Below are 24,975 nucleotides of genomic sequence, written 5' to 3' on the forward strand. Positions count from 1 at the left end.
CTGATTCCGTTGGTGAAGGACGAGTCCCCGGGGCTGGAAAGGCAATTCGATGCAGAGGCGTACGTTCCTGAAGGCCACAACCTGCAGTTCACTGGCGTCAGCAGCAGCAGCGACAGGCGCATCAGTGACAGGCGCATCGGCGGCAGGTGCTCGGACAGATCAGCAAGCTGACGACTCGCTCAGTGCGTTAACTCACAACCTGAATCCTCAGATCCGGAATGCCCGTGACATCGCACTGTCAATCCTGAAGCCGACGGCAATGGAACTGGAGCGAGGCCTGCGGATCCACAGCGAATCGGTTGTGTTCGATTCCTACGGATTTTCGCCGAGAGCAGCCATCGATGGAGACTTGTTGGCCAAACAGATGGAAGCAGGTGCCTCACAGCAGGAAATTGAAGATCTGCGTGAGGAAATGACCATGACACGGTACGTCCGTGATCTCGTCGAGCAACAGGAGTATCTGAGTGCTTGGCGGGCTTCCGGCGTCACCTGTGTCTTCCAGAATGCCGGCCAGGAGGGCCAGGATCCGATGCGACTGGTCAAACGACTCGCTCGATTCACATTTGCCACTGACATGCTGCGAGATTCCGTTGTCAAAGCCGCCGTCCCGGACGACGTCAAGGCAGCAAAGGCGGCTGGCAGGCATGCGCTTTACCTGACCGGCAACGGCATACCGCTGACCCAGCAATGGGAGACAAAAGAAGATGAACTGGCTTACGTCCGGATATTCTTCCAGCTTGGCATTCGCATGATGCATCTCACTTATCAGCGTCGCAACATGATTGGCGATGGCTGTGGAGAAACGTCAAATGCGGGTCTGAGCGACTTCGGGCGTACAGCAATTGCAGAAATGAATCGCATCGGTGTGATTCCGGATTGCGCCCATTCGGGATGGCAGACCAGTCTCGAAGCAGCGCAGGTCTCAACAAGCCCTGTCGTTGCCAGCCATTCGACCTGCGCGGCGCTGTTTCCACATATCCGCAGCAAGCCTGATGAAGTCATTCAAGCGATCGTCGACTCGGGCGGCTATATCGGCATCTGTTGTATTCCCCGATTTCTTCGAAGAACCGGAGATATCAACGCGTTGCTGGATCACATCGATTACGCCGTCAGGAAATTCGGAGCGGATCATGTGGCCATCGGGACGGATGTTGCGTATTCCTCTCAGAACACGGCAGCGGAAAATCGCAAAGTGCCCAGACGCGGACGAAGCCGGGATCCGTTTCGTTCACTCTGGCCGAAGGACGACTTCAGGGAAACGCCCGAAATGACCGCCAGCCTGTCATGGACAAACTGGCCGTTGTTCACGGTAGGGCTCGTTCAGCGCGGTTATTCGGATGATGACATTCGCAGGATTATCGGCGGCAACGTGATGCGAGTCATCAGTGAGTCGTTGCAACCAGAAGGATGAACAATTGCCGGTTCCATCCTTCGGTTCGATGCCAGGCTAGACGGATCCAATCATCTCAATGCAGGCACCCTGCATGGGTCTTGATTCCCAGGACTTCCGTGATCGCAACGAATCCGAACAGACTCCGTTGTGTCAGCCACGATCAATGAAACAAAAACCAAAGCTGCCCTGCAAGACTGAGTCCCGGGCTTTACCCTCGAGTCAGAGTCTCATCCAGATTCAGGATGATACTGGCGATGACAGACATAGCAGCGTGTCGGCTTGCCGCAATCGATTCATCGCGAGGCGATTCACCGGCAGACAATAACTGAGCGGCTGCTTCTTCATCCTGCTCGAACCGCGCGAGCTCTTCGGCAAATGCATCTGTCAGCGTTTGAAGAGTCAACTTGCTCGGGCGGAGCCCTGTCGCCAGACGATATGCGAAAATGATCTGATCACTGACAGAATCGCCCCCCGATCGAATGGCTCGTTCTGCCAGCACCCGGGCCGCTTCCACAAACTGCGGGTCATTCAACGTCACCAGCGCCTGCAGTGGAGTATTTGTGCGTCCTCGCCGCATCGTACACTTCTCGCGCGTGGGTGCATCAAAAATTGTCAGCATCGGAGCAGGAGATGAACGCTTCCAGTACGTGTACATCGACCGTCGGTACAGCTTATCCCCCGCGTCGGCAACAAAGCGGAGATTTCCATCCAGACTGACTTCATTCCAGAGACCGGGCGGCTGATACGGTTTGACTCCTGGTCCACCAATATCGGGGACCAGAAGACCACTGGCCGCCAACGCATTGTCACGAACGAATTCACCCTGAAGTCGGTAGCGTGTACCGCGTGCCAGAAGCCGGTTTTCAGGATCTGCCGACATCTTTTCGGGAGAGACGGCCGCGGACTGGCGATAGGTCGAAGACATCACCAATTGCTTTAACATACGCTTGATATTCCAGCCGGATTCCACGAAATCGACGGCCAGCCAGTCAAGCAGATCGGGGTGACTGGGCCATTCTCCCTGAGCACCGAAGTCTTCCAGAGACCGGACAATGCCTTCACCAAATAACATCGCCCAGTAACGATTGACGGCCACTCTTGCTGTCAAAGGATTCTCCGGCAATACCAACCACCGCGCCAGCCCAAGCCGATTACCCGGCGCGTCGACGGGAAGGGGTGGAAGCACAGCCGGCACACCAGGTTCAACTCTGCGATCCTTCAGCGGCGAAGCGTAATCTCCGCGATTCAGAACAAACGTTTCCCGCATAGCAGGAACGTCGTTCATGACCATGACGTTAACATAGGGCTTTCGAAGTTCCGCTACCTTCGAAGACAGCTCAGCCTGTCGGGCCGTCAATGCCTTGTAAGGCTCGTCCAGAACATTCAAATAGTGGTTGCGAAGTAATTCCCGTTCACCATCGGTCCGTTGATCGGCTGCTTTGGCCAGCAGTGGAGTGATGGGATCGTTACCAGCCAGGGCCGCCACTTCAGATTCGGCAAGAACCCGACCATAGACACGTACGTCATCAATCAGTCCGTTGTAGTTGGACCCACCGTTGCGTCGCCCCAGGTAGAACGGCCCTTCGGACTTGATGCTCCCCTTCAAGCGGTCCTGTTCGATATCCCAGTCCCAAACCTGACCGTCAACAAACAGCTTGACACCGGCAGCTTTTTTCGAACCGTCGTACGTGACAAACACGTGCTGCCAGGTATCCGGCTTGAGTTTATTTTTTGATCGGACCTTGATCGCATCGTCCGGCCATCTGTGGATGATGTGAACGTCAAATTCACCGTTCACAAGATGAATATCGTAACCGCGAAATCCATTGGCATTGTTCATGCGTGCTATGGGAGCCCCCGTGCCGGGCCCCTGCGGTTTGATCCACGCGCCATAACTGAATCCATGGCTGCCATCGAAGTCGCCGGCATCCTTCATATCAACATAATTCTGCGAGTTACATTCGAACGCTTTGCCAAACCGACCATCGGCCCATTTCACCGGACCATTCAGCCGCCCTTTACGTTCATTATTCGAAACGTCGGCAACGTCTCGTCCCCTGCCCTCGTCCAGTGGAATATGTGATCGGGTATCAGAGGGAATCAGTGGCTGCCCCGAAGCATTGACTGTCGCCGCGACCAGCCACTTCTGAAAGTCTTCTTCCGCTGCCTGCGACCGCGCATCCAGCTGCGGGCTGATTGCCTCAAGCTGCACCTGAAGTTCATCCGCCTGAGCCAGTTTTTCTTTGTCGAACAAATCAACAATCGGGGCCTGATTTCCGTTGCGAGTCTGGTTGCCCGGGTCGGAAGCCTGATTAAAGAAGGCAAAGAATTTGTAATATTCATCCTGGCTAATCGGATCGTACTTGTGGCTATGGCATTGACCACATTCCATGCTTAAACCCATCCAGACCATCGATGTCGTTTTCACTCGATCGATCGCGTATTCCACACGATATTCTTCTTCAATCAGTCCACCTTCGTCAGTGGTTGCGTTATTGCGCAGAAATCCGGTGGCCACTTTCTGTTCCGTTGTCGCCTCTGGCAGCAGATCACCTGCCAGCTGCTCAACAGTGAACTGATCGAACGGCATGTTCCTGTTGTAAGCTTCAATGACCCAGTCTCGCCATGGCCACATATCGCGAGGGCCATCCGCATGGAAAACACTGGTATCGCCGTACCGAGCGGCATCCATCCAGACGACCGCCATCCGTTCGCCATAGTGTGGAGAGGCGAGCAAACGATCAACCACTTTCTCGTAGGCATCGTCAGACGAGTCAGCAATGAAGGCATCAATCTGCTCAATCGTCGGAGGCAGCCCGGTCAGATCCATTGTCACCCGACGCAGCAGACGTTCTTTGTCAGCTTCGTTGTTCGGCTTCAGATTTTCCGCAGCCAGTTGCTGCATGATGAACGCATCAATGGGATTTCGAATCCAGTTCTGCCGATCAGGCTCTTCAAACATCGGAACATTCGGACGATGCGGCGCCAGAAAAGACCAGTGTCCTTCCCACGGAGCTCCCATTTCCACCCACTGCTTCAGCGTGGCCAATTCATTCACGTCAAGCTCGTGATTCGAATCCTTCGGGGGCATCACCAGCTCTTCGTCGTCTGAAATCATCCGTGCCCATGCTTCACTGTTCCGGATTCCTCCGGCAAAGACAGCATGAATTCCCTCTTCCTGATCAAGTCGCAGATCCGCTTCCCGGTGTGTATCATCCGGGCCATGGCATGCGACACACCTGGCCGACAGAATGGGCCGCACGTCACGATTGAAACGGATCTCTGCAGCCGTGGCGATCGATGAAAAGGCGAGCAAAACAAGAGACGGAACAACTATTCGAAAGTAGTTCACGGGAAATCCACTTTGGAAGAAGGTCTGAAGAAACATCGGCGGGACCCTCATGGTAACGCGTTGATGACCGAACCACCATTATTCTGTGACTTGAGTTGCAATTCATGGCCGACACGCACGAAAACCCCATTGACGCCAGCGCCGACTCACAGAACCCTTACTCGGCACCGCTATCTGAAACTTCGACCGACAACCCGAATCACCGATCCCGGCTCTTTGGTCACGTCGTGCAGAACGTGCTCACGGGCGGGATCCTCGGCACTGTCATGATGAGTGCGCAATTCGGGCGACCATGGTTTGGTTGGGATACCGTCGGCACCGGATTCCTGATTGGTGCTGCCGTCTCTGCCGTGTTGACCATTCTCACACGTCCTCAGGCACCAGAATGAACTCACTCGCCTGCCACTTATCCCGGATTTCGGGAGGGCGGCATTGCTTCAGGGATCGATGCACCAATTTCAGCGGAGGTGACAATTGATTCGTCCATCGAAGGGAATGAAATCGAAACCGTTTGCACACGGATGGAATCCACATGGATGGAATCAGGACAGGCATCGATCGGTGGCTGCACTCGAACTGTCTCGTGAGAAGAATGCAGTTCCTTGACAAGGCTTCGCCCAGAATCAATAACAACACGCCACGATCCGCTAGCTGTCCGCTGAAAAACTGGGACAGGCACGCAGGGCGACTGGAAACCGTCGTGTTTTAAGGTCTCCTGCTCGAGCCACCCCCGTTTGTCAACAGGCTGCAAGCTGCCAGCAGCAAGCCTCGCACAATGAATACCCGGCCTCAGAATCGTATAGCGTCTGGAAAGAAACCATGTCCACGAGAATCTCAGAGCTTACGTTGTCGTCCTGTTTTCTTGTGGGGCTGTTGTTCGCTGGCAATGGAATCGCTCAGGACGCTGGAGACCATCCCTCAATAAAGCTTGCGCGGATACTGATTTCCGATACCGCATTCAATGAATTTCTGGATCAGGTCATCACGGTCGCTCCGGACGTCCAGATTCCATTTCAGGGGGAGATCAACAGCAGGAAGAAATTGATCCGGCAGCTTCAGGCTGTTCGTCCTGACCTCACTTCAAGGATTCGCTGGGAGAAGTTACAGGACAAGCTTGCCAGGGATCTGGCATCGCGTTTTTCAGAAGACGAACTTCAGGCTTTGCTGACCTTTCATCGATCGGAGATCGGTCAAAAGTGGCTCGGACAGCAGGCCGCCCTGTCTACAGAAGTCTTCAAGAACATCACTCAGGAAATTGTACATTCCTATCTGAAAGAGATCGCACAATCGCAGGTCTCAAGAATCGAAGCGGCCATGGAAGGAGTCGGGCGGAAGGCCATAGAAAATGCTCGAAATGGAACTCCACTGCCAATGGAACAACTCTGCCGCTCGTGGTACGAAATCATCGAAGAAACCCCGGGCCTTACAGACTACAACCTGGTGGAACGCAAAACAGATGGGTCATTCAAATTCACTGGTGTGACAATCGATGCAAACGAGAAGACCTACACGCGAATCACAAGCCGGTCTCATTGGTTCCTGGAGGGTCGTCTGTTAATCGAAACCAATGAAGCAGACCCGGAAATCGTCACTATCTATATCATCGAGCAAATCTCTGCGACAGAACTGCAAAGTCGTTTGGTTGAAGAAGGTTCCCCGGTTGAAGATTGGATCGAAATCAAGGAAACAACCACACCATTCAGGATCCCTTCCATACCGGATGGCTATGAGTTGATCGAAGAATGAGCCGGTGACAGCGGCCGGCGGGAATACCGCTTTCGTCTCAGCAGGGCCGGCCGCGCATCCGACATCTGAACCTGATTCCTTCCATGAGTTTCTCCCGGACCATTTGTCTCAGGATCGATCGTCCCTGCGTGGCCTCAAATGCCTTGCCGACGGAAGCCGATCAAACCGACCGCAGGATTTCATCGGGACCCAGTAAAAGGCGGCAAGGCCGCAACTCTCGCTCAATTCGGGAGTGCACTGGCTGAAGATCATTGGTAACCTGTTGAATCGGCTTCACAGATCCGAAAAGACACGCCACAACGCTGCCTCTGAGACAGGAACGAGAGATTGAGGAGAAGTTGAGTGCCACAGCACAATGCCGATTTCAGGCACCATCATCGATCCTGCCGCTTTTTCCCCCGCGGCTTTTTCTCCTTCGGGCTTTTGAGCGTCGCTGTATTTTGGCTGACCGTCTGTCATTCATTTGTGCTCGCCCAATCACCATCTTCAAGCGTCGAAGACATCATTGCCATCGAGACGTTCGATCAGACATCGCACCCTCTCCACCGGGCAAACAGCGGATCAGGCTGGCGTGGACCATGGAAGACATCGCGATTCATGACGGCAGAATCCATCATCGAATCTGTCATGGAGAACGGGACGACTGAGATCACGGAATCCTTCGGACGGATTCGTGGCACCGGCGATCGCAACAACCCCATCCGTCGTCCACTGGAACAGCCAATCAGCCGCGAAGATGTTTATGTCGCTTTCGAAATTCGTTACTGCAGCGACGCAGCATCAGAAACAGACTCAAAATCAACGGCGGTAGACCCGGAGTTCTTCGTGCTTTGGCTGGATCGCATTGATGGCGGTGACCAGGCGACACATGCGCGAGGGGTGCCGAACATCGGGATTCATCACGCGGACCGAGGCCCTTCAAAGGGCCGCAACGTATTCATGGTGCGTACGGATCCCGCGAACACTGTGTGGAGCCGCATCGAGCCGAAGAACGGACAGTGGCATCGAGTCGTCGTGAGACTGACAAATTCCGATGAAGAATCGCGGTCAGAATACAGCACAATTGAACTCTGGATCGATCCACATCCAGACGATGCAGCCAAACCCGATGCGACCCTGACCGGCGCGCCGAGCATCAGTGCGATTCAGTGGCTGGGATTTGCAACCGGCGTGAAGACCGAATCCACCGACGAAATCAGCGTACGAAATCTGTTGCTCACTGCCAGTTGGGAGACAGTCACAAGTGACGTCACAACACTGCGGCAGACGACTTCGATGGAATCGCCCGGACACAACGGCGTGGTTTGGAGTCAGCAGGTCGATTTCAGGCGAGATGTTTATCCGTTGCTTCAGGATCGCTGTTTTTCGTGCCATGCGGGTGACAATCCGGAGTCTGGTTACCGGCTGGATGTGCTGCGTGAGTATTTTGGGCACAGCACAGGAGATGTTCTGGCCATTCGCGGTCGAAGTAACCACAGCAAGCTCATCGACGCCGTGACTACGTCCAAACTGGAACAGCGTATGCCTCCACAGGATGAGCCCGCACTCGAAGACCAGCAGATCGCGCTGCTGAAAGCGTGGATAGATCAGGGAATGGTCTGGGACGAAGAATTACTGCCGACGCCGAGAGTCACATCGGATCACTGGGCGTTTCAGCCGATCCGTCGACCTGAAGTTCCCAGGATCGGTGACTCATGGGTGCAAACTCCGGTGGACGCATTCATCCTGAGATCCCACATCGATGCCGGGCTGCAGCATGCGAACGAAGCGCCACCAGACATACTGGCTCGGCGATTGTATCTCGACTTGACGGGCTTGCCGCCAACTCCGGAACAGCTGACCGAGTTCCGGCTGAAGTCGCCCGACAATGCCTGTTCGGAATTGGTAGATGAACTTCTGGCATCGCCACATTATGGGGAACGCTGGGGGCGGTACTGGCTGGATCTGGCTCGATGGGCTGAGAGTCAGGGTTACCAGCATGATTTTGTCCGCCCTTATGCATGGCGTTATCGCGACTACGTCATAGACAGCTTCAATCGGGACAAACCTTTTGACCAGTTCATCAAAGAACAACTGGCTGGCGACGAATTGCAGCCCTATTCGGATGAGAATCTGATTGCGACCGGATTTCTCGCAGCAGCGCGTATCAGCGGCAATCAGGAAGACGATGCGATTCAGCGCAATGATGTGTTGGTGGATATCGTTAACGCAACAGGAAGCGTATTGCTGGGTCTGACGCTCGAATGTGCTCAGTGCCACAATCATAAAATCGATCCCATCAGTCAGCGTGACTACTACCGCATGCAGGCTTTCTTTATTCAAGGTCAGCTGGGCAATCTTTCGCTGCGTGACCCGAATATTCCGAACCCGACAGATATCAGCGAATGGATTCCTGAGCCATCCTTTGATTTCTATTCCAAAGAGGTGAAGTCTCTGACCTCGAAGAAGCTGTTCCAGGCAACTGATCGGCCGCATACGTGGGGATACCTTTCGGCAGCCACGGGTGATCCGGACATCGAACGATTTCCAGTGGTGAACCGCCGTCCGATTCGCTGGCAGCCAGCAGCACTAAAGTCGATGCAGGCACACATGCTGATCCGGGGCGACGCTGGAAGTCCGGGCCCGCCTGTCCGTGAGGGATGGCCGGAAGTTCTGGGAGCAACCCCCGACAAATTGGGACCCAGAAGTCGTTCTGCGCTGGCCGACTGGATGACAGACCGGCAGAACCCACTCGTCGCTCGAGTGTGGGTGAACCGAATCTGGCAGGGGCATTTTGGACGCGGCATTGTGGCGACAGCCAGCGATTTTGGTATTGGCGGGTCGAAGCCCAGTCATCCTGAGTTGCTGGATTGGCTGGCGTGTGAGTTGATGGACCATGGCTGGAGCACGAAGCATATCCACCGCCTGATTGCCGACTCCGCCGTGTTTCGACAGCAAAGAATGCATCACGAAACGAACGCAGCCATTGATCCCGAAAATCAGTTGCTTTGGACATGGCCGCGACGACGTTTGGAAGCCGAAGCAATTCGGGATTCCGTGCTGGTTGCAACCGGTGAACTCGATCGCAGCCTCGGCGGAATAAGTATTCCGCCGGAACGTGAAGAACAAAAGCCTCGACGGACCATCTACCTGTTTCAGCAGCGCAGCGCGATGCCATCGGTCATGGAAATGTTTGATGCACCCAGCGGCATTGCGAGCTGTTCGCGCCGAGCTGTTTCGACAGTCGCACTTCAACCTCTGTTCCTGCTCAATAGTGAGTTTATGGCGCGGCGAGCGACTGCGCTGGCCGAGCGCGTTTCCGAAGCGGCCAGCGATCAGGATTCACAAATCGATCAGGCGTTTCTTCGGACACTGTCAAGGCTCCCGGATGCGGCGGAACGCGTGCTCGCCCACGAGGTCCTGGCAACTTCCAAACAGTCCCCCCCTTCCAATTCTTCCACTTCGACACATCTGCCGCTCACCCGATTGTGTCACGCATTGTTGAATCTGAATGAGTTTGTTTACATCCCCTGATCGTCAATTCAGCGTCCAGTAACCCCCCCGGCTTCCTGTAACCAACTGCTTCCCATTATCGCCTCCTGTGAGAATGAACGAGTGAATAATTTCTCATCGCGTTTGAGCCAAAGCGTGCCCACGTGGACTCGCCGAACTTTACTGCAGGAAAGCGCGCTTGGCTTTGGCTCCCTGGCATTGTCGTCGTTGCTGATGGAGGAATGCACAGGCGCTGAATCCGCCGTGGGGCAGTTGGGACCGCATCATGCTCCACAAGCTCGCAGCATCATTTTTCTGTTCATGTCGGGTGGCCCGGGACAGACAGATACGTTCGATCCCAAACCTATGCTATCGAAACTGGATGGGCAGCTTGTTCCCGAATCGATCGCGTCGACGGTCCCTAATATTCCCCGATCGGGTGTGAATTCGAAGCTGTTCGGGTCGCCGTTTTCGTTTCGGCAATACGGCGAAAGCGGAATTTCGGTTTCCAGCCTGTTCCCTGAAACCGCACAAATGGTGGACGATCTGTGCGTGATTCGATCGCTGAATCACCGGATCCCTGTGCATGGTCCTGGCGAGTGTATTGCGTTGACGGGAAGCGGAGTGGGCGATCGCCCCAGTCTTGGTGCCTGGGCTGGCTATGGTTTGGGAAGTGAATCGCAGAATCTTCCCGGATTCATGGTCTTTCTATCCAGTGTCACCGGACCGCCGCCGCAACTGCCGGGATGGGGGACCGGGTTTCTTCCAGCCAGATACCAGGGGACTCTGGTTGACGGCCAAAAAGGGGTGCCCTTCACCGAGATGCCCGGCGGGTACACGGAAAAGACCCGTCGCCAGCAGCTGAAATTCATCAATGAAATGAATCAACGTCACCTGAGCCGCCAGGGACCGGATCAGGAACTGGAAGCGCGTATCGCATCGTTTGAGCTGGGTTATCGCATGCAGGCGGCCGCGCCAGAAGTGTTCGACATCTCAACGGAACCTCAGTCGATCCAGTCCATGTATGGGTTGGATCAGCCAGAGACTGCTGAATTTGGGACTCACTGCCTGCTCGCGCGAAGACTTGTTGAACGCGGCGTGCGATGCATCCAGCTTCGCAATGGCGGCTGGGATGCCCATGGCAGCCTGGAGTCCAATCACCTGAAGCGGGCCGCTCAAACCGATCGCCCCATTGCAGCCTTGCTGAAGGATCTCAGGCAGCGCGGCCTGCTGGAAAATACGCTGGTGGTCTGGGGTGGCGAATTTGGAAGGACACCAACCATTGAAGGGGGGGCCAGAGGAGCCAGACGCGGCCGTGATCATTCGCCGGCTGGCTACACCATGTGGCTGGCCGGAGGAGGAATCAAAGGAGGGCAGGTGATCGGATCCACGGATGAACTGGGGTACGTCCCTGTCGAACGTCCACTGGCACCGGCGGACCTGCACGCAACACTGCTTCACGCTCTGGGAATTGATCAGTACCGACTGACATGGCGTCATAATAATCGAGACGAAATCCCAACGGTCTTTGGTGGCGAAGTCATTCAGGAAGTCTTCGCCTGATCAGAACGGCGATCTGATCAACACCTGAGTCCTGCGACGCGACATCGTTGCAAAGGCCACGCCTGTTTCCGTTGGCAGAAATCGCACTCCGTCTCTCATGGAATCAGTCTCTGTCTGCTGGTATCCTCCCCGGCTGCACTGACCCGGAGGAACATTCGGGGGTTGCGGGCAAAACCCACACTCAATCCAAATCCTCAATCATTCACAAGGCGGAGCCAGGGGCGCTGTCGCCTGATGGAAAAACAGGAACCGATCATCTTGGGCCAGGAACCTCCGACAAAGCAGAACAATGATGCAACCGGTGAGGAGCAGAACCGGCAGGGAGATCTGACCAACGATGAAACCATTCTGGGTGCACCGAGTCCAACGCATGACGACGAACAACCGGCGTTTCAACTTCAGTCAAATGTCCGGCGAATTGGACGATATGAGCTCCGGGAAGAAATCGGCAGGGGCGGCTTTGGAAAGGTCTACCGTGCAATTCAGGTAGAACCCGTGCGCCGACAGGTTGCCATCAAACTGTTGAAAGCCGGTACAGATTCGGCATCGATCGCAAGGCGATTTCGAACGGAACAGCAACTGCTGGCTCTGATGAACCACAACGGCATCGCGCGCGTGTTTGATGTTGACACAACGGCGGATGGCACCATTTTCTTTGTCATGGAACTGATCCAGGGCAGTTCGATCGCCGACTTCTGCGACACCAATCGGCTTTCCATCGAACAACGAATCAAACTGTTCATCGATGTGTGCCACGCCATTCAGCATGCGCATGAAAAAGGGATTATCCATCGAGACATCAAGCCATCCAATGTGATGGTTGGTCGACAGGACAATGAAAATGTCGTGAAGATCATCGACTTTGGAATCGCGAAAGCGATGCAGTCTGTCACTCTTCAGGATGCGGAGACTCGGACTAACGAGCTTCTCGGCACGCCCAGATACATGAGTCCTGAGCAAACCGGAATGCCAGGACTAACGGTCGATCACAGGACAGATGTGTATTCACTGGGTGTGCTGCTGTTTGAACTTCTGGTTGGTGAACCTCCGTTCGCAAAGGAACTGCAAACGGCCGAATCCCCTATTGCCTGGCTGTCCGTGATCCGCGAAAGGGAGGTAATGCCGCCATCCTCAGCCATCCGAATGCAGGGAACCCGGCAAACCGCGACTTCAAGAAACGAATCCGACGCAGAAAGACTGGCAAAGAAACTGACAGATGATCTGGACTGGATCGTCCTGAAATGTCTGGAGAAGGACCCCCATCTCCGTTACGCAAGCGTCTCCGAGCTGGCGGATGACCTGCAAAGATACCTGAAGCATTTGCCGATCCAGGCACGCCGTCCGGGGCTCATTTACAAACTCCGAAAACAGATTCGTCGAAACCAAACGGTTTTCAAACTGTCTGCAGTCTTTGCAATCTTGCTGACGACCGTAATTTCTTTTTCGATCTGGCGACTGAAGGACAGTCAACACGTCGTTTCGCGTCTGGAGGATTTGACGCACATCACCGAACTCATCAGCCGGCACGGCGCACTCGTGAACCTTCCGTTGAAAGATCGAAGGACTCATATGCTCGCCTGGATGTCGGAGGCTGACGATCTCCTCACTCGAAAAGATCTTGCCGACAAAGCTCTTGCCGAGCTCGGGAATTCGGAACTGTCAGACGGCCCGGTGATGTCTTCGACAGATTCGGCACTCGATACCACTCTGACTCAGAGTAAAGCCGAACTGCTGGTCCGGGAATTTGAAAACCTGGCATCATCGGACGGACCGAGAGCCGCTGTTGTCGGATGGCTGCAACGAACCCCTTCCGACGCACAACTGGCCGAGCGCTGGCACCTGGCAGATGAAACTCTCCGGGCCGAATACAACGGTCTGGTCCTGGAGTACCGCGAAGGTCTCTGTCCCATTGGAAAAAACCCACAGTCAGGACTCTATGAATTCGTCGACCATCGGCACGGACTCCTGCCCGAGATCCGGAATGGCGAATACCGTCCGGACGCCGTGACCGGGATCATCTATGTGCTGATCCCGGGTGGTCGTTTTCTCATGGGAAGTCCCGCATCCGAACCCGGCAGAAAACGCGACGAAGATCTACACGAAGTAACGCTCAGCCCGTTCCTGATTTCAAAATATGAAATCACTCAGGGCAACTGGGCACGCATCCATTCTGTGGTCGCCGGCGACACCGCAGCATTCGATATGCCCGTTTGCGGAATCAGCTGGGCCGAAGCGGAATCCTTCTGCAAGACAGCAGAATGCTTCCTGCCAACAGAAGCACAGTGGGAATTTGCATGTCGAGCCAACTCTCCATTGCCGTATTCCGGAGCCCACAGCATGGATGATCTCGGATGGCACGTGGACAACTCTGGTTCTGAACGACATCGGATAGCAGAAAAACAACCCAACGCTTTTGGATTGTTCGACATGCATGGCAACGCCATCGAATGGTGCCGTGACGTTTATTCAAACGACTTCTATCTGCAGCCCGAAGCTAAAGTGCCAGATCCCATAAACGAAGGATTGGCTCCGGGAACGCTGAAAGAAAAACGCGTGCTGCGCGGCGGAGGATTCGATGGGCAGGTGAACTACTGTCGGTCAGCCGATCGGTACGCAGAATACCCCTCGCCCGAAAATGGACATCGCACCTTCGGAGTCAGGCCCGCCCGGCCAATCCATCCGCCGGAACCTTCAACCGCCGCCACTACCGACCGCTTGTAGACTCGACGACCCCGTCGACACCGCGTCCCTAGCGGTCGACGTCCAGGATCAGCGTTGCAACCCCGGATTCAAGCTCGAAGTGACGTCCCGAACGGACCCGCAAACACCCGCGAAACGCCTGGTGATTGACGCAGCAGAACACCGAGGGGCATTTTCCCGAATGAACGCCGAACATCTCCGGGCTATCGCAGTGAATTGATGTTCCACTCCAATGCTGCCCGAGCAGCATATCCGGTGCAGGACCTTGTCAGACCTGCCGTCAAACGATTCTGTGCACAGAATTCACGCATTCGCGAAGGCAGTCGGGAAACCATCGTGTTGTCAGGTCTCCTGCTCGAGCCAGTCCCGTTTTTCAGCTGGCTACTAATCTAAACTAAGGTTAGGCAGTCTGGTGATGCTGCTACTTCGATGACGATGTTGCTTCGGGCGATTGTTGGGTTGCCTTGTCCGGCCATTTTAGAATTCGGATGCGAAGAAACAGAATCAATTCACCGGTCTGGTACAGGATGTCAGGCAGGATGAATCCGATCATCCAGAGCGGCGACTGAATGAACTGAAAGTAATTGCGACAGCCGATGAATGCCACAATCCCGGCCATGCTGGCAACTCCGGGAACAGCACTTGTAGATGAGCGGCCGCGGCATCGGATAAAGAACACACCAATATCAATCATCGCCGACACTGCCCAGTAGAACAGTGCCACCGCTACCAGAATCCCGACAAGTGCATCAACAATAATCATGGCAAGGGCATCCCGGCAACCAGAAACGGCGCGATCCCGCAACTCCGGCTGAACTGATTGTTATTCTTATTCAGGTGAACCCACAACATCGGTTTCCAGAAATCGTTCACCGGGTGTGCCGTACAATAGTCTGAGCAACAATGACCGGGTGTCGAGCGGCAACTTGTCACACGGTATCAGCAGCACAATTATCAGGGCGCGCTGCGGAGTGGACTTCGATTGCAGGCGTGCCAGCAACCAGTCGATATCCGAAAGCAGAATGCTGGATGCGCAACCTGACGTGTATGCGAAAAGAGTAACGTCGCGAAGAAAGTTGGTTTGTTCTGTTGTCAGTGCGCAGCTGCAATCCGCAAGCCGATCATCAACGTGCTTCAGGACTTTAAACAGTTTGGTCCTGGAGTCTCCATCGAAGGAATTAAACATGCGGGTCATTGCAGCGGACGACCACCGCGGATCAGCCGGATCGGCAAGAAATCCATCGAGCAAATTTATGTAGGTTCGTGTCATGCGATTCGCAACGCATCAGAAGCAGGACATTACGCCGTGATCACGGGGACGGTCTGGAATCAGATTGGCAAATTCAGATCGGAAGTGCAAACAACGGCGTCCCTGATTGCGGGGTGTTATGCAGACTTCCCCGCAATGCCTCGCGACGAACAGCAACTTTCCTGCTCATCCGGCCGACCGAATCCACTTCGGCGGAATGAGACCGCGTCGAAGGGGATGCTCACGATGCTCACGATGCTCATCGCGATCACAATCACAGACTCACGACAACGACGGCAACACGGCGTGGTTTCCAACAAGCAGACAGCACACCACACCACAGGGATTACTGTAGTACGGACTCGTTGATGAAACCTTTGAAGACCTGTACCAGAGCTGCGGGACGGGTTTTGAAATTGCGGCGATAGCTGTCTCTGATCAGTTCCAGAAACTCCAGGTTCAGTTCCTCGTCGCGACGAAGCTGGAAGCAATCCATGCTCCAGTCCGGAAAACCCCGATAATCCAGACTTTCATCGAAGAGATATTCCATTGCACGGTGACGGTTGTCTGCTTTCAGTTTAGCCGTCAGCTTTCGTAGTTGTGATTCTTCACCTTCCAGAAACTGAAGAAAACGACCGTTCTGATGGAACATGACGCCCGTAATTCCATTGGCGGCGTTGTTACGTTTGGCCACTTCCAGAATGTCGCTCAGATCCTTCGTCAGCGAATTCTGATTGCCCGTGTATTCACTCGTATAAACCAGCAAATGCAGGTCATCGTTCATTTCTGTGTCCCCCCAAGCTGAGAAGTGAAGCTTCTCCAGACGCAAACGTAGCATTCCCGACACAGAATTCCTGGAAAAATTTCTGGTGCCAGGGGTTTTCACTACTTCCTGCGGATGCCGCCTTTCCGAAATTTGCAGGCGTCGCCCGATGAGCTGTCAACGGAACGAATGAATCGCGCTGGAGAGTAAAGGGGCTCACTGACTTTTCGGAGAATTCGATTCCCACTGACGCGGCATCTTTCCGGTCCTACTCCCGGCTTCAATTGGATGGCTGTTTTGTCGCGCGTATGAGCTGATGCTTCTGACTAATCACTGGTGGAGTCAACGAACAACATCGCTGTGTTATGGTCCGTCGGCTTTGATTGATGTAATGCGGAAGTGGCTGCCTTCCATGGCGAACCATATTCAGGAGTTCCAATCGCGCACGACTCGCTATGCACGTTCGCGTGGCTTTCAGGGAATTATTTGCGGACACATCCATGCCCCCAGACATGAAACACTGGACGGAGTGACATACTTTAACATCGGCGACTGGATCGAAAGCTGCACGGCGCTGGTTGAAGAGAACGATGGCCGCATGTGGTTGCTCAGGGACCGCGCAGATCCCGTCGCCTGGCCAGCGTCCTGGGGTTAACTTAGCTCAGCTTGGCAGTCTGTTGAAGAACAGGACTGGCTCGAGCAGAAGACCTTGAAACACCACGGTTCACAGTCGTCCTGCTCGCCTGCCCCGGTTCTTCAACGGACAGTTAATGGCGAATCTGCGATGCCCGGTGTTTTCGATCGCGGGCATTTGCGTTGCACTTCATCGCGATGGGGCACCGTAGCCGCCGTGACTGGTTCATCGGAGATGCCAGAAGCAGTTCTTTTGCTCATCCAGCTGACCAAACCTGTTTCGCCTGCTAAAGTCAGATGGCAAGAGACCCTGTTCAGGTTTTTCGCTGTGTAACAATCGTTGTGTATCGATCGGGGTGGATCGGGTTTCGATCCGGCGAAACTCGACGAGTCACGACGGCGCGTGTTTCTTCCGCTCCCCATTTCGGAGTCATCAGATGTCTGCCCGATCGCCGTATACCCATTCTCTCGATCGCCGTAATGTGCTCAGGACGATGTGTGCCTCCGCCGCCGGCGCGGTCGCCTGGACAGGTCTGCATTTGAGCGCTCAGGCCGGAACTGCAAACAAATCGTTGGCAGTTCCGAAATTTGAATTGCTGGACCTGAAGACATTCAGCCTTCCGGACGACCGATATTATGGCTGGCCGACTGTCGCCCGACAGAAGAACGGGCGGCTCCTCGTAGTTGCGTCCGGAGGTCGAGAACGCCATGTCTGCCCGTTTGGCAGAGTCGATTTGATCCAGTCAGATGACAGCGGCGATACGTGGTCGTTCGCCCGCACAATTGCCGACGGTCCTATTGATGATCGTGATGCTGGTATCATCGAAACGTCGCACGGTACGCTTCTGGCAACCACCTTTACATCCCTCGCCTATTTGCCGACTTTGCAAAAAGCCATCGAATCGGCAGGCACCGATAAACCGCTGATGAAGCCCGAACAGCTGGCTCGATGGCAGGCAGCTCACCGTCGACTTCCGGAGGGGCAACACAAGGAACACACGGCTTGCTGGCTGTTGCGATCTGAAGACAATGGGCTTTCGTGGTCCAGCCCCTATCGTTGCCCGGTCAACAGTCCGCACGGTCCGATTAATCTGTCGGACGGCACTCTCTTGTATGCAGGTAAAATGTTGTGGGAAGAACCCAACAAGGTGGGTGTTTGCCGCTCCGAAGATGATGGACGGACGTGGAAGTGGCTGGCCGATATCCCGACGCGTCCTGGTGATGATCACAAAAACTATCACGAACTGCACGCAGTGGAAGCATCTGACGGACGTTTAGTCGTTCACATCCGAAACCACAACAAGACGAACGCCGGAGAGACACTTCAGTGTCATTCAACCGACGGTGGCTTGACCTGGTCCATGCCCGCTTCGATTGGTGTGTGGGGAATGCCCTCACATTTGATGAAATTAAAAGACGGGCGTCTCCTGATGAGTTATGGTCACCGACGAAAACCGCTGGGAAATCAAATTCGACTCAGCAGTGACAACGGCGAATCCTGGTCTGAGGCTATTGTGCTGTACGGCGATGGAGCAACCGGCGACCTCGGATATCCTTCAACCGTGGAATTCGACGACGGTCGCCTTCTGACTGTGTGGTACGAACTCATGCCCGAAACCGGCATGTCTCAACTCCGTGCTGCGCGATGGAAGCTCGTTGATTGAAGCCTGCACCTGCTTGTCTGTTCTCTCTCATCCAACGACGGTTGAAGATGGATTTCGAGACTAAATCTGCAGTTTTGGTTGCGGGTACGTCTGGTTGATGTGTTCGATGAAAGTCTGCCAGGTTCTGTTGAACGAATCGAGCCGGTCCTTTTTCTTGTCTTCGTCGAGCAAGCTTTGTCGGATGGAATTCCTGGCCAGCTCTCTCAACGTCATCAGATCCAGATCCCACGCCATGCAAACGGTCCAGAAGTCGTAACTAAGCCCGTCGTTGCCAAGAATGCAGGGGTCATCTGAGGAAATCACGCAGGTGAGCCCGCGTCGAATATATCCGTTGGCTGGATGCAGGCGCACATCCGCCACATAGCCGAGTGTCTGATTACTAATCGGGCAGACTTCCAGCGTTGTCGGGCCGGCTCGAAATTCCTGTTCAAGAGACGGGAACAGGTACAGGTTGATGCCGTGTCCAATTCGCCGAGTCCCCAGAACATGTGCATCGACAAGGTTCTCGTCGTCGGCCCAGTCACTTTCACCGTCATGCAACAGGAGTGTTGGGAATGGGTGGCCCTGTTCCTGGCAGACGTTCATCAGGGCAGGCCAGATGTTCAGCAGTTGCGAGGTGGGGGAATTGTCCGTTTCCTGACCGACCAGATCATAGCCGACAAACAGATGAGGGAATTTCTTCATGACGTCGATTGCATTTCGGAAGTTTCTGACCATGTCTTCCGTGCTGGCCCCGCGCCAATCGCTGGCGATCAGGCGAAGATCGAATTCCGGGAATTTCTGACGAACGGAATTCATCGCTTCGACATAATTGGAAATCGCGCGTTCCTTTGGAAATGGTTTGCCATCGCTGGAATAGAGGATCGGAAAACCTGTTCGCAGTTCCACGTACATCACACCGTCATTCGCCAGCGTCAGAAATGCGTCTTCAAAGTATTCTCGATAAGCCTGGTCATTGGACAGGATACTGCCCAGACGAAGAAAGCAGTTATTGAACTCGAACCATCGGTCGCGCGTGCGTGGATCTTCCGCCCCGATCGTCAGCAGTTGCAGGAGTTTGCTGGGAAGATCAGGTGTCGTGGCCAGTGCTTCACGGATTGGAATGAATCCTGCCGGAGCTGCGCCCGTCTGACTGAACCGAATCTCTCCGACCAGATGCTGCAGGAAGCCATTTGCATAGGTACTCTCCGGCCAGCAGATGTAGCAATCCTCTCGACGAAGGCACTCCTGAACCAACCATTCTGCACGCCCTCCTGCCGTGCTGTGAATATGCAGAGCTCCACCTTTGGGCATGCGTCGAATGATTTGAAAGACCTCCGATTTTTCAATCAACGGTTTGGCCTGATGGAAAGCGATCATCGGCGGAAACTCGTTCTTCTCCCGATAGTCATTGATTTCCAACGCCTGCAGGTGACCGAACCTGCGTGCAGCAGCCTCTTCTTCGGGAGTTGTTTCGAGAGGATCGGGGAACCGCATGCTCCGATCAGCTTCCAGCAGCGTCTGCCTGTGGTCGACGATTTTCTGACGGATGGGGTCAACGCTCATCGGCTCTGCCTGAGCGGGTTCCTGTCCCTCGGCAACAGAACCAGAAGCAGGCGACTTGTTCAGTTCCGTCCCGGCTGACTGACTGACAGCCCCCCCGCAGCCAGGTATTGCCAGGACAAGTAAACACAGTTGCACTGCTGTCGTCATTAAATAAGTGGACAGCACGCATCGGAAATTTCCGGGATGTCCGTCAGTCGTCGAGAAGCAATCAGGCACGACGGTTCTTTCTTTTGGGGCATTCAGGCGAATACGGCGGCGATTCAATTCTGTGGAAGTTGGCCTGTATTCCGGCATAGATCGCCATGGGTTGTCAAACGTCATACTGAGCGTTTCCAGAGAGTTCACCGACTTGTGATTTGCACGGCGCCGTGGGTTGCACCTACCCACGCGAGTGTAAAAAATGCGTCCGCAAAACAGCGACCTCCTTTGGATCAGAGTCATCAATAAGTGCAGTCTTCAGGAATCTGCACACGAGTCCATTGGTTTGCACGACGAATGGTGCGGTCCGTCTCGTGTATGGCTGCCAGCTTTGAACCTATTCGCATGAATTTGTAGAGGACTTAATACATGGACGCTGGTGTTTTGCAGCTACACGGTGGCACCGAAGAAACGCATTTTGACGAGCTCTTCCGCGACTACCTGAAGCTGAAACCTGCGCCTGATCTGACAATTCAATCTCCGGTGGCACAACTTCAACCACTTTCGCTCATCATTCCAACGGCACTCAATCAATCCGTGAAACATGGAGTCCTGCTGCGCGTACTGCGAGGCATTGAAGCATCCCAGTGCATCCGCCAGGTCGTGCTCGTTCAGGCGGAATCATCGGACGGGCCTGGAGCACGAGAGGCAGAGCTTCAATCGCAAATCAGCGAACTACTTCAACAGGCCGGAAAAGAAGTCGTGTGGCAGTCCTGTGAACCTAATCGGCGCGGTGCGGCGCGCAACATTGGTCGAGCCGCAGCGACAGAAGAATTGTTGATGTTCCTGGATGACGACATGCTGCTCCGTGACTGGCGAGTCGTTGACGTCATTGTCTCCGAATTACTGGCCGGCCAGTTTGACGCCGCCATGTTTCCGGCTCGGCACTATATGCGTTACCCCCGCATCCATGATGACACCAAACTGACTCAGGCCATCGCACGATGGAGATCGGATTCCCTGAACGTTGTCGCGGACGAGGTCTTTGATCCTGTCGCGGAAGGGGAAAAGTTTCAGACCATGGGCTTCTGTTTTCCCGGCTGCTTCATGGTCATACATGGGGCCGCGTATGATACCTGCGGAGGGTTTGCAGATTTCCTGGGTTGGGGGTTTGAAGATTCAGTGATGGCCGTTGCGGCTGCACGACGACTTCGCATTATGAACCTGTTCCATCGTGTCGAAGCACTGCTGCACATCGACCATCCGGTAACACCCTACAAGTCGTGGGAGTTTGGGACCAATCGCAAGCTGTATTACGAAGCCCATGCCACTGCCCAGGAAATGGCCGACCTTCATCGCAGAGTCTTTGAGGGAGGCGATTTGACGCCGGAACAGCTGGCGACAGTCGATACGGAATCCATAGGTGAGGAGGTCGCTCGCCTGCTGATCGAAGGCGGAATTTCATCCAGAGTATCCAAGGCGGTTCGTGCGATTCAGCGTGTTGCCGACAAACTCACGGAAGCCGGGCTGAATCCGATGCCCCGGTTCATGGTTTTGTTTGGTTCTCGTGGCAGGCGTGAAGAATCCGAGAGCAGCGATGTCGATCTGCTTCTGTTGTACCAAAATGGGGGCGTTCGTGATTTCTATGTGACGCCAGGCGAAGGCAAACATCGGCTGGAGCTGGAACTTTCCGGGATCGACAAGTTCGAATCCATCTCCATCGCTCCCGCCATGTACGGTGGCAGTAGTTCTCTGGAGCTCTCCAAGCTGGCAGGCGCTCGCCTGATTGATGGCGAGGACAAGTTGTTCTGCGAATGGCGTGATTCTGTCCTGACGACGGGTCTGGAATGCGGTCGAGCCTACTGGCTGATGATCATTGCCGGATTGAGTCTCCGATCCGGAGAACTCGGCGGTATGCGAACCCTGCTGATCAGGGCTTTCCGCCAGATTGTCAGTCATACGCAGCTGGGATCCATGGAACGGGATCTTGAGATCCTTCGCCTGCTGGAGGAGCGGCAGTTTGAAGAGGCGGCCGGGCCGATGATCCAATTGCTTGACCTGGAAGCACCGGACTGGCGATATGACACAGGGATTGGTCTGCGGAGTTTCGTCAACCAGGTGCCGGAAGTCTGGACCGCAATTCACTGGCTCTGGGAAATCGTCATCAGCCGTCCGATTGAGAAAGTAGAGGCGGTGTCATAGTGGAAGCCGTGTGATAACGTTCTTTCCAACGGAATGACTTCAGAATCGTTTGCAGGCATGATGCAGCGATACCAGTTCCGTTCCATTCAGGAATCAGGCCTAATTCCATGTCGCCTCTCCGAAGTGATTCAGTGAAGTTCTTTCGCCTACTAGCTCTTTGCCTGATACCCCTCGCGTTCAGGGCGAATACCGTTCAGGGCTCAAGCAATCCGGATACGCGCCCGAATCTTATTCTGATACTGGCAGACGATCTGGGTTGGGCTGATCTCGGATGTTACGGCAATCAATACAATGAAAGCCCCCGCATCGATCAACTCGCCGCAATGGGGATGCGCTGGACGCAATTCTACGCTGGCCCTGTGTGTTCTCCCACGCGAGCCAATATTCAGTCTGGTCAGGATCAGGCTCGATTCGGAATAACGCAGCACATCCCCGGGCACCGAAGACCATTTGCAAAACTGCGTGACCCCGAAGTGCCCCGACAACTTCCTCTGGAGGTGACGACATTCGCCGAACTGCTCGGGAAAGCGGGCTACAAGACCGGCTACTTTGGAAAGTGGCATCTGGGCGGCACTGGCTTTGGCCCAAAGGATCAAGGCTGGCAGACTGCCGTTGAAACTCAGGGAAATACTCTTTCACCAGCGATGGCGAAAGTCGCCGGTACAGATCGAATGGCCGAATATCTGACAAACATGGCCGTTGATTTCATTGAACAGAATCGTGACCAGCCATTTCTGCTTCAGGTATCACACACGGCCGTACACATCCCGCTTTCCACAACAAAATCCAGGCGTGAGAAATATCAACAAAAGCCTGCGGCCAGTAATTATCCGTCACGGCCGGATTATGCCGGACTCATTGAAGAACTTGACGAAAGCGTTGGACGCATTCTGGACACGATCGAACGACTTCAGTTGTCAGGCAGAACATTAATCATCTTTACATCTGACAACGGCGGGCTTGAAACCGAACAGAATGGCACAATCACCACGTCTAACAAACCACTGCGTCGAGAAAAAGGCACGCTCTACGAGGGCGGAATCCGGGTTCCGATGATCGCCTGCTGGCAAAACAAAGTTCAACCGGGGACGAAGACAGATGAGATTGCCAGCACCATCGATCTATTCGCAACGTTCGCAGATCTTGCAGGTTGTCAGCTTCCGAAGACACAACCAAACGACGGGATCAGCCTGAAAGGAGTGCTTCAGGATGCAAGCTGTTCACTGCCTGAGCGTGCCCTGTTCTGGCATCTTCCCCACTACCACCACAGTACGCCTGCGAGCGCGATTCGAATGGGCGGTTATAAACTGCTGGAATTCCACGAAGACCACCGACTGGAACTCTATGATCTCAACAATGACATCGGAGAATCCACCAACCTGAGCGTCACCCGAACAGATATGGCTGCACGCCTGCACACAGCCCTGCAGACATGGAGGCACCAGGTTGGAGCGAGAATGCCCGAACCAAATCCCGACTACGACGCCGAACGATCCACGGAGCTGGCAAAACCCAATGGTGGTGTTCAGAAAAAAGAAAAACGCCGGAGACCCGTTAAAGACGGCAGATAGCCCGCGTCCGCGATGGACAGGTTGACAGTCAGACGACTCCGTTTCATTCAGGAATCTGCGAATTCGATTGAACCAATCCTGCATGCCACACACTTCAGTAGTCATGCCCCGCACGTCTCACTGAAGGATTCAACGGATGAACTCATTTCGCTTAACGGTACTCCTTGCATGCCTGTTCACTTACTGTGTGTCCGCGGCTGCGATATCGACAGAATGGAATCCTTCTCTGTCCGCAGAACAGAAGGCTGAGGCACCGCCCTCGGGTCCGTCTTACAGGAGTGACAGTGACAGCGGAAACGACATCACACCCTCTGAATGTACGCCCACTCTCGACACACCGCTGGCCCGAGTGTATCAGCATCTGCTTTCCCTTCGACAAAAACATGCGAACTTCGTCGATGATGGAAACACACGAAAGGCAGATGAACTGCAGCAGCAAATCCAAAGCGTGGAGCGACCGTTCCGCCACGCCGTATCAATGCCGTGCCACGCCGAACCCTTCATACATGCTGTCGGAGCCTACACGCAGAAAAACCACAACGACGTCGTCGTCGTCAATGTGACCGATGACACCGGACCAGTGATCCTCGTCCTGACCGGCTACAGCGAAATCAACTGGCAGGTCAAATGTGCAGACGAGGTTCAGATCGATTTCATTATCTGCACCGGCTATTGCGATCAAAGGGTCACATGTGTTCCCGATGGAATTCCGGTACTCAATTTTTCGTACTACCACAATTCAGGTGAGTACGCCTACGCTTACGGTGCGGACCGAACTCAATGGGATGACCTGGACGTCTTCATCCGCAAACAAACCGGAGGATTATCCATTCGAACAGCCCTTGGGTCATACTACGCGCATGAGACGTACGAAGTAGGCCCCCGGAATGTGGAATGGCGAATCCAGATGCTGGACAGCCTCATCGGTCAAGGCAACACGCCCACGGAACAGGACAGGTAAACTCTATTGTCGCGCCACGACTGC

Annotated in this window: 17 protein-coding genes; 11 read left to right on the forward strand and 6 right to left on the reverse strand. The window is 54.5% G+C overall.

What is annotated here, in order from left to right; translation table 11 throughout:
• The first annotated feature begins 49 nt into the window (after positions 1-49).
• On the forward strand, positions 50-1,411 hold the full coding sequence (locus R3C20_12065) for a membrane dipeptidase (protein ID MEZ6041237.1): 1,362 nt from the start codon (positions 50-52) through the stop codon (positions 1,409-1,411).
• A 190-nt stretch (positions 1,412-1,601) separates the two neighbouring features.
• Here R3C20_12065 and R3C20_12070 read toward each other — a convergent pair whose 3' ends face one another.
• The gene (locus R3C20_12070) at positions 1,602-4,781 is read right to left on the reverse strand and encodes a DUF1553 domain-containing protein (GenBank protein MEZ6041238.1); all 3,180 of its coding nucleotides are present in this window, start codon (positions 4,779-4,781) and stop codon (positions 1,602-1,604) included.
• A 68-nt stretch (positions 4,782-4,849) separates the two neighbouring features.
• Between R3C20_12070 and R3C20_12075 the strand changes: the two genes are divergently transcribed.
• Together R3C20_12075 and R3C20_12080 are read left to right on the forward strand one after the other, a co-directional pair.
• Positions 4,850-5,134, forward strand: coding sequence for a hypothetical protein (locus tag R3C20_12075; protein ID MEZ6041239.1), 285 nt, complete (start codon positions 4,850-4,852; stop codon positions 5,132-5,134).
• Positions 5,135-5,564: 430 nt separating this feature from the next.
• The gene (locus tag R3C20_12080; GenBank protein ID MEZ6041240.1) at positions 5,565-6,491 is read left to right on the forward strand and encodes a DUF2059 domain-containing protein; all 927 of its coding nucleotides are present in this window, start codon (positions 5,565-5,567) and stop codon (positions 6,489-6,491) included.
• A 273-nt stretch (positions 6,492-6,764) separates the two neighbouring features.
• Here R3C20_12080 and R3C20_12085 read toward each other — a convergent pair whose 3' ends face one another.
• Positions 6,765-6,950: a hypothetical protein gene (locus R3C20_12085; GenBank protein ID MEZ6041241.1), complete on the reverse strand. Its 186-nt coding sequence runs from the start codon at positions 6,948-6,950 to the stop codon at positions 6,765-6,767.
• A gap of 138 nt (positions 6,951-7,088) precedes the next feature.
• Between R3C20_12085 and R3C20_12090 the strand changes: the two genes are divergently transcribed.
• From R3C20_12090 to R3C20_12100, 3 genes are all read left to right on the forward strand, one after another.
• Complete coding sequence (locus R3C20_12090; GenBank protein ID MEZ6041242.1) at positions 7,089-10,004, forward strand: PSD1 and planctomycete cytochrome C domain-containing protein; 2,916 nt, start codon at positions 7,089-7,091, stop codon at positions 10,002-10,004.
• An 81-nt stretch (positions 10,005-10,085) separates the two neighbouring features.
• Positions 10,086-11,525, forward strand: coding sequence for a DUF1501 domain-containing protein (locus R3C20_12095; GenBank protein ID MEZ6041243.1), 1,440 nt, complete (start codon positions 10,086-10,088; stop codon positions 11,523-11,525).
• A 258-nt stretch (positions 11,526-11,783) separates the two neighbouring features.
• Entirely contained in the window at positions 11,784-14,246 is a 2,463-nt protein-coding gene (locus R3C20_12100) for a bifunctional serine/threonine-protein kinase/formylglycine-generating enzyme family protein (protein ID MEZ6041244.1), read from the forward strand.
• Positions 14,247-14,646: 400 nt separating this feature from the next.
• On the opposite strand, the gene R3C20_12105 is transcribed toward R3C20_12100, so the two are convergent.
• From R3C20_12105 to R3C20_12115, 3 genes are all read right to left on the reverse strand, one after another.
• Positions 14,647-14,988 (reverse strand): hypothetical protein, encoded by a 342-nt coding sequence (locus R3C20_12105; GenBank protein ID MEZ6041245.1) that lies wholly within the window; start codon positions 14,986-14,988, stop codon positions 14,647-14,649.
• Positions 14,989-15,054: 66 nt separating this feature from the next.
• On the reverse strand, positions 15,055-15,495 hold the full coding sequence (locus R3C20_12110; GenBank protein MEZ6041246.1) for a hypothetical protein: 441 nt from the start codon (positions 15,493-15,495) through the stop codon (positions 15,055-15,057).
• A 325-nt stretch (positions 15,496-15,820) separates the two neighbouring features.
• Positions 15,821-16,258, reverse strand: a complete 438-nt coding sequence (locus tag R3C20_12115) for a BLUF domain-containing protein (GenBank protein ID MEZ6041247.1) — start codon at positions 16,256-16,258, stop codon at positions 15,821-15,823.
• Between the two features lie 295 nt (positions 16,259-16,553).
• On the opposite strand from R3C20_12115, the gene R3C20_12120 reads away from it, so the two are divergent.
• Both R3C20_12120 and R3C20_12125 read left to right on the forward strand, forming a co-directional pair.
• Complete coding sequence (locus tag R3C20_12120; protein ID MEZ6041248.1) at positions 16,554-16,892, forward strand: hypothetical protein; 339 nt, start codon at positions 16,554-16,556, stop codon at positions 16,890-16,892.
• A gap of 415 nt (positions 16,893-17,307) precedes the next feature.
• Positions 17,308-18,534 carry a sialidase family protein gene (locus R3C20_12125; protein MEZ6041249.1) on the forward strand — a complete coding sequence of 409 codons (1,227 nt, stop codon included), beginning with the start codon at positions 17,308-17,310 and terminating at the stop codon, positions 18,532-18,534.
• 60 nt (positions 18,535-18,594) lie between these two features.
• On the opposite strand, the gene R3C20_12130 is transcribed toward R3C20_12125, so the two are convergent.
• Entirely contained in the window at positions 18,595-20,244 is a 1,650-nt protein-coding gene (locus tag R3C20_12130; protein ID MEZ6041250.1) for a hypothetical protein, read from the reverse strand.
• Positions 20,245-20,646: 402 nt separating this feature from the next.
• Here R3C20_12130 and R3C20_12135 point away from each other — a divergent pair, with 402 nt between their 5' ends.
• The 3 genes from R3C20_12135 (at position 20,647) to R3C20_12145 (ending at position 24,951) form a co-directional block, all read left to right on the forward strand.
• Positions 20,647-22,419, forward strand: a complete 1,773-nt coding sequence (locus R3C20_12135) for a hypothetical protein (protein ID MEZ6041251.1) — start codon at positions 20,647-20,649, stop codon at positions 22,417-22,419.
• A gap of 131 nt (positions 22,420-22,550) precedes the next feature.
• Positions 22,551-23,990, forward strand: a complete 1,440-nt coding sequence (locus tag R3C20_12140; GenBank protein MEZ6041252.1) for a sulfatase — start codon at positions 22,551-22,553, stop codon at positions 23,988-23,990.
• Between the two features lie 136 nt (positions 23,991-24,126).
• Positions 24,127-24,951 (forward strand): hypothetical protein, encoded by an 825-nt coding sequence (locus R3C20_12145; protein ID MEZ6041253.1) that lies wholly within the window; start codon positions 24,127-24,129, stop codon positions 24,949-24,951.
• Positions 24,952-24,975: the final 24 nt, after the last annotated feature.

The organism is Planctomycetaceae bacterium (assembly GCA_041398825.1).
In the GTDB taxonomy this organism is placed as follows: Bacteria; Planctomycetota; Planctomycetia; order Planctomycetales; family Planctomycetaceae; genus F1-80-MAGs062.

What these genes read in the sequence shown, in the direction of transcription:
- R3C20_12120 (MEZ6041248.1), top strand. Translation starts at nt 16,554, where the DNA reads ATGCTTCTGACTAATCACTGGTGGAGTCAACGAACAACATCGCTGTGT.
- R3C20_12065 (MEZ6041237.1), top strand. Translation starts at nt 50, where the DNA reads ATGCAGAGGCGTACGTTCCTGAAGGCCACAACCTGCAGTTCACTGGCG.
- R3C20_12090 (MEZ6041242.1), top strand. Translation starts at nt 7,089, where the DNA reads ATGACGGCAGAATCCATCATCGAATCTGTCATGGAGAACGGGACGACT.
- R3C20_12105 (MEZ6041245.1), bottom strand. Translation starts at nt 14,988, where the DNA reads ATGATTATTGTTGATGCACTTGTCGGGATTCTGGTAGCGGTGGCACTG.
- R3C20_12135 (MEZ6041251.1), top strand. Translation starts at nt 20,647, where the DNA reads ATGGACGCTGGTGTTTTGCAGCTACACGGTGGCACCGAAGAAACGCAT.
- R3C20_12070 (MEZ6041238.1), bottom strand. Translation starts at nt 4,781, where the DNA reads ATGTTTCTTCAGACCTTCTTCCAAAGTGGATTTCCCGTGAACTACTTT.
- R3C20_12075 (MEZ6041239.1), top strand. Translation starts at nt 4,850, where the DNA reads ATGGCCGACACGCACGAAAACCCCATTGACGCCAGCGCCGACTCACAG.
- R3C20_12145 (MEZ6041253.1), top strand. Translation starts at nt 24,127, where the DNA reads ATGAACTCATTTCGCTTAACGGTACTCCTTGCATGCCTGTTCACTTAC.
- R3C20_12125 (MEZ6041249.1), top strand. Translation starts at nt 17,308, where the DNA reads ATGTCTGCCCGATCGCCGTATACCCATTCTCTCGATCGCCGTAATGTG.
- R3C20_12085 (MEZ6041241.1), bottom strand. Translation starts at nt 6,950, where the DNA reads ATGACAGACGGTCAGCCAAAATACAGCGACGCTCAAAAGCCCGAAGGA.
- R3C20_12110 (MEZ6041246.1), bottom strand. Translation starts at nt 15,495, where the DNA reads ATGACACGAACCTACATAAATTTGCTCGATGGATTTCTTGCCGATCCG.
- R3C20_12115 (MEZ6041247.1), bottom strand. Translation starts at nt 16,258, where the DNA reads ATGAACGATGACCTGCATTTGCTGGTTTATACGAGTGAATACACGGGC.
- R3C20_12080 (MEZ6041240.1), top strand. Translation starts at nt 5,565, where the DNA reads ATGTCCACGAGAATCTCAGAGCTTACGTTGTCGTCCTGTTTTCTTGTG.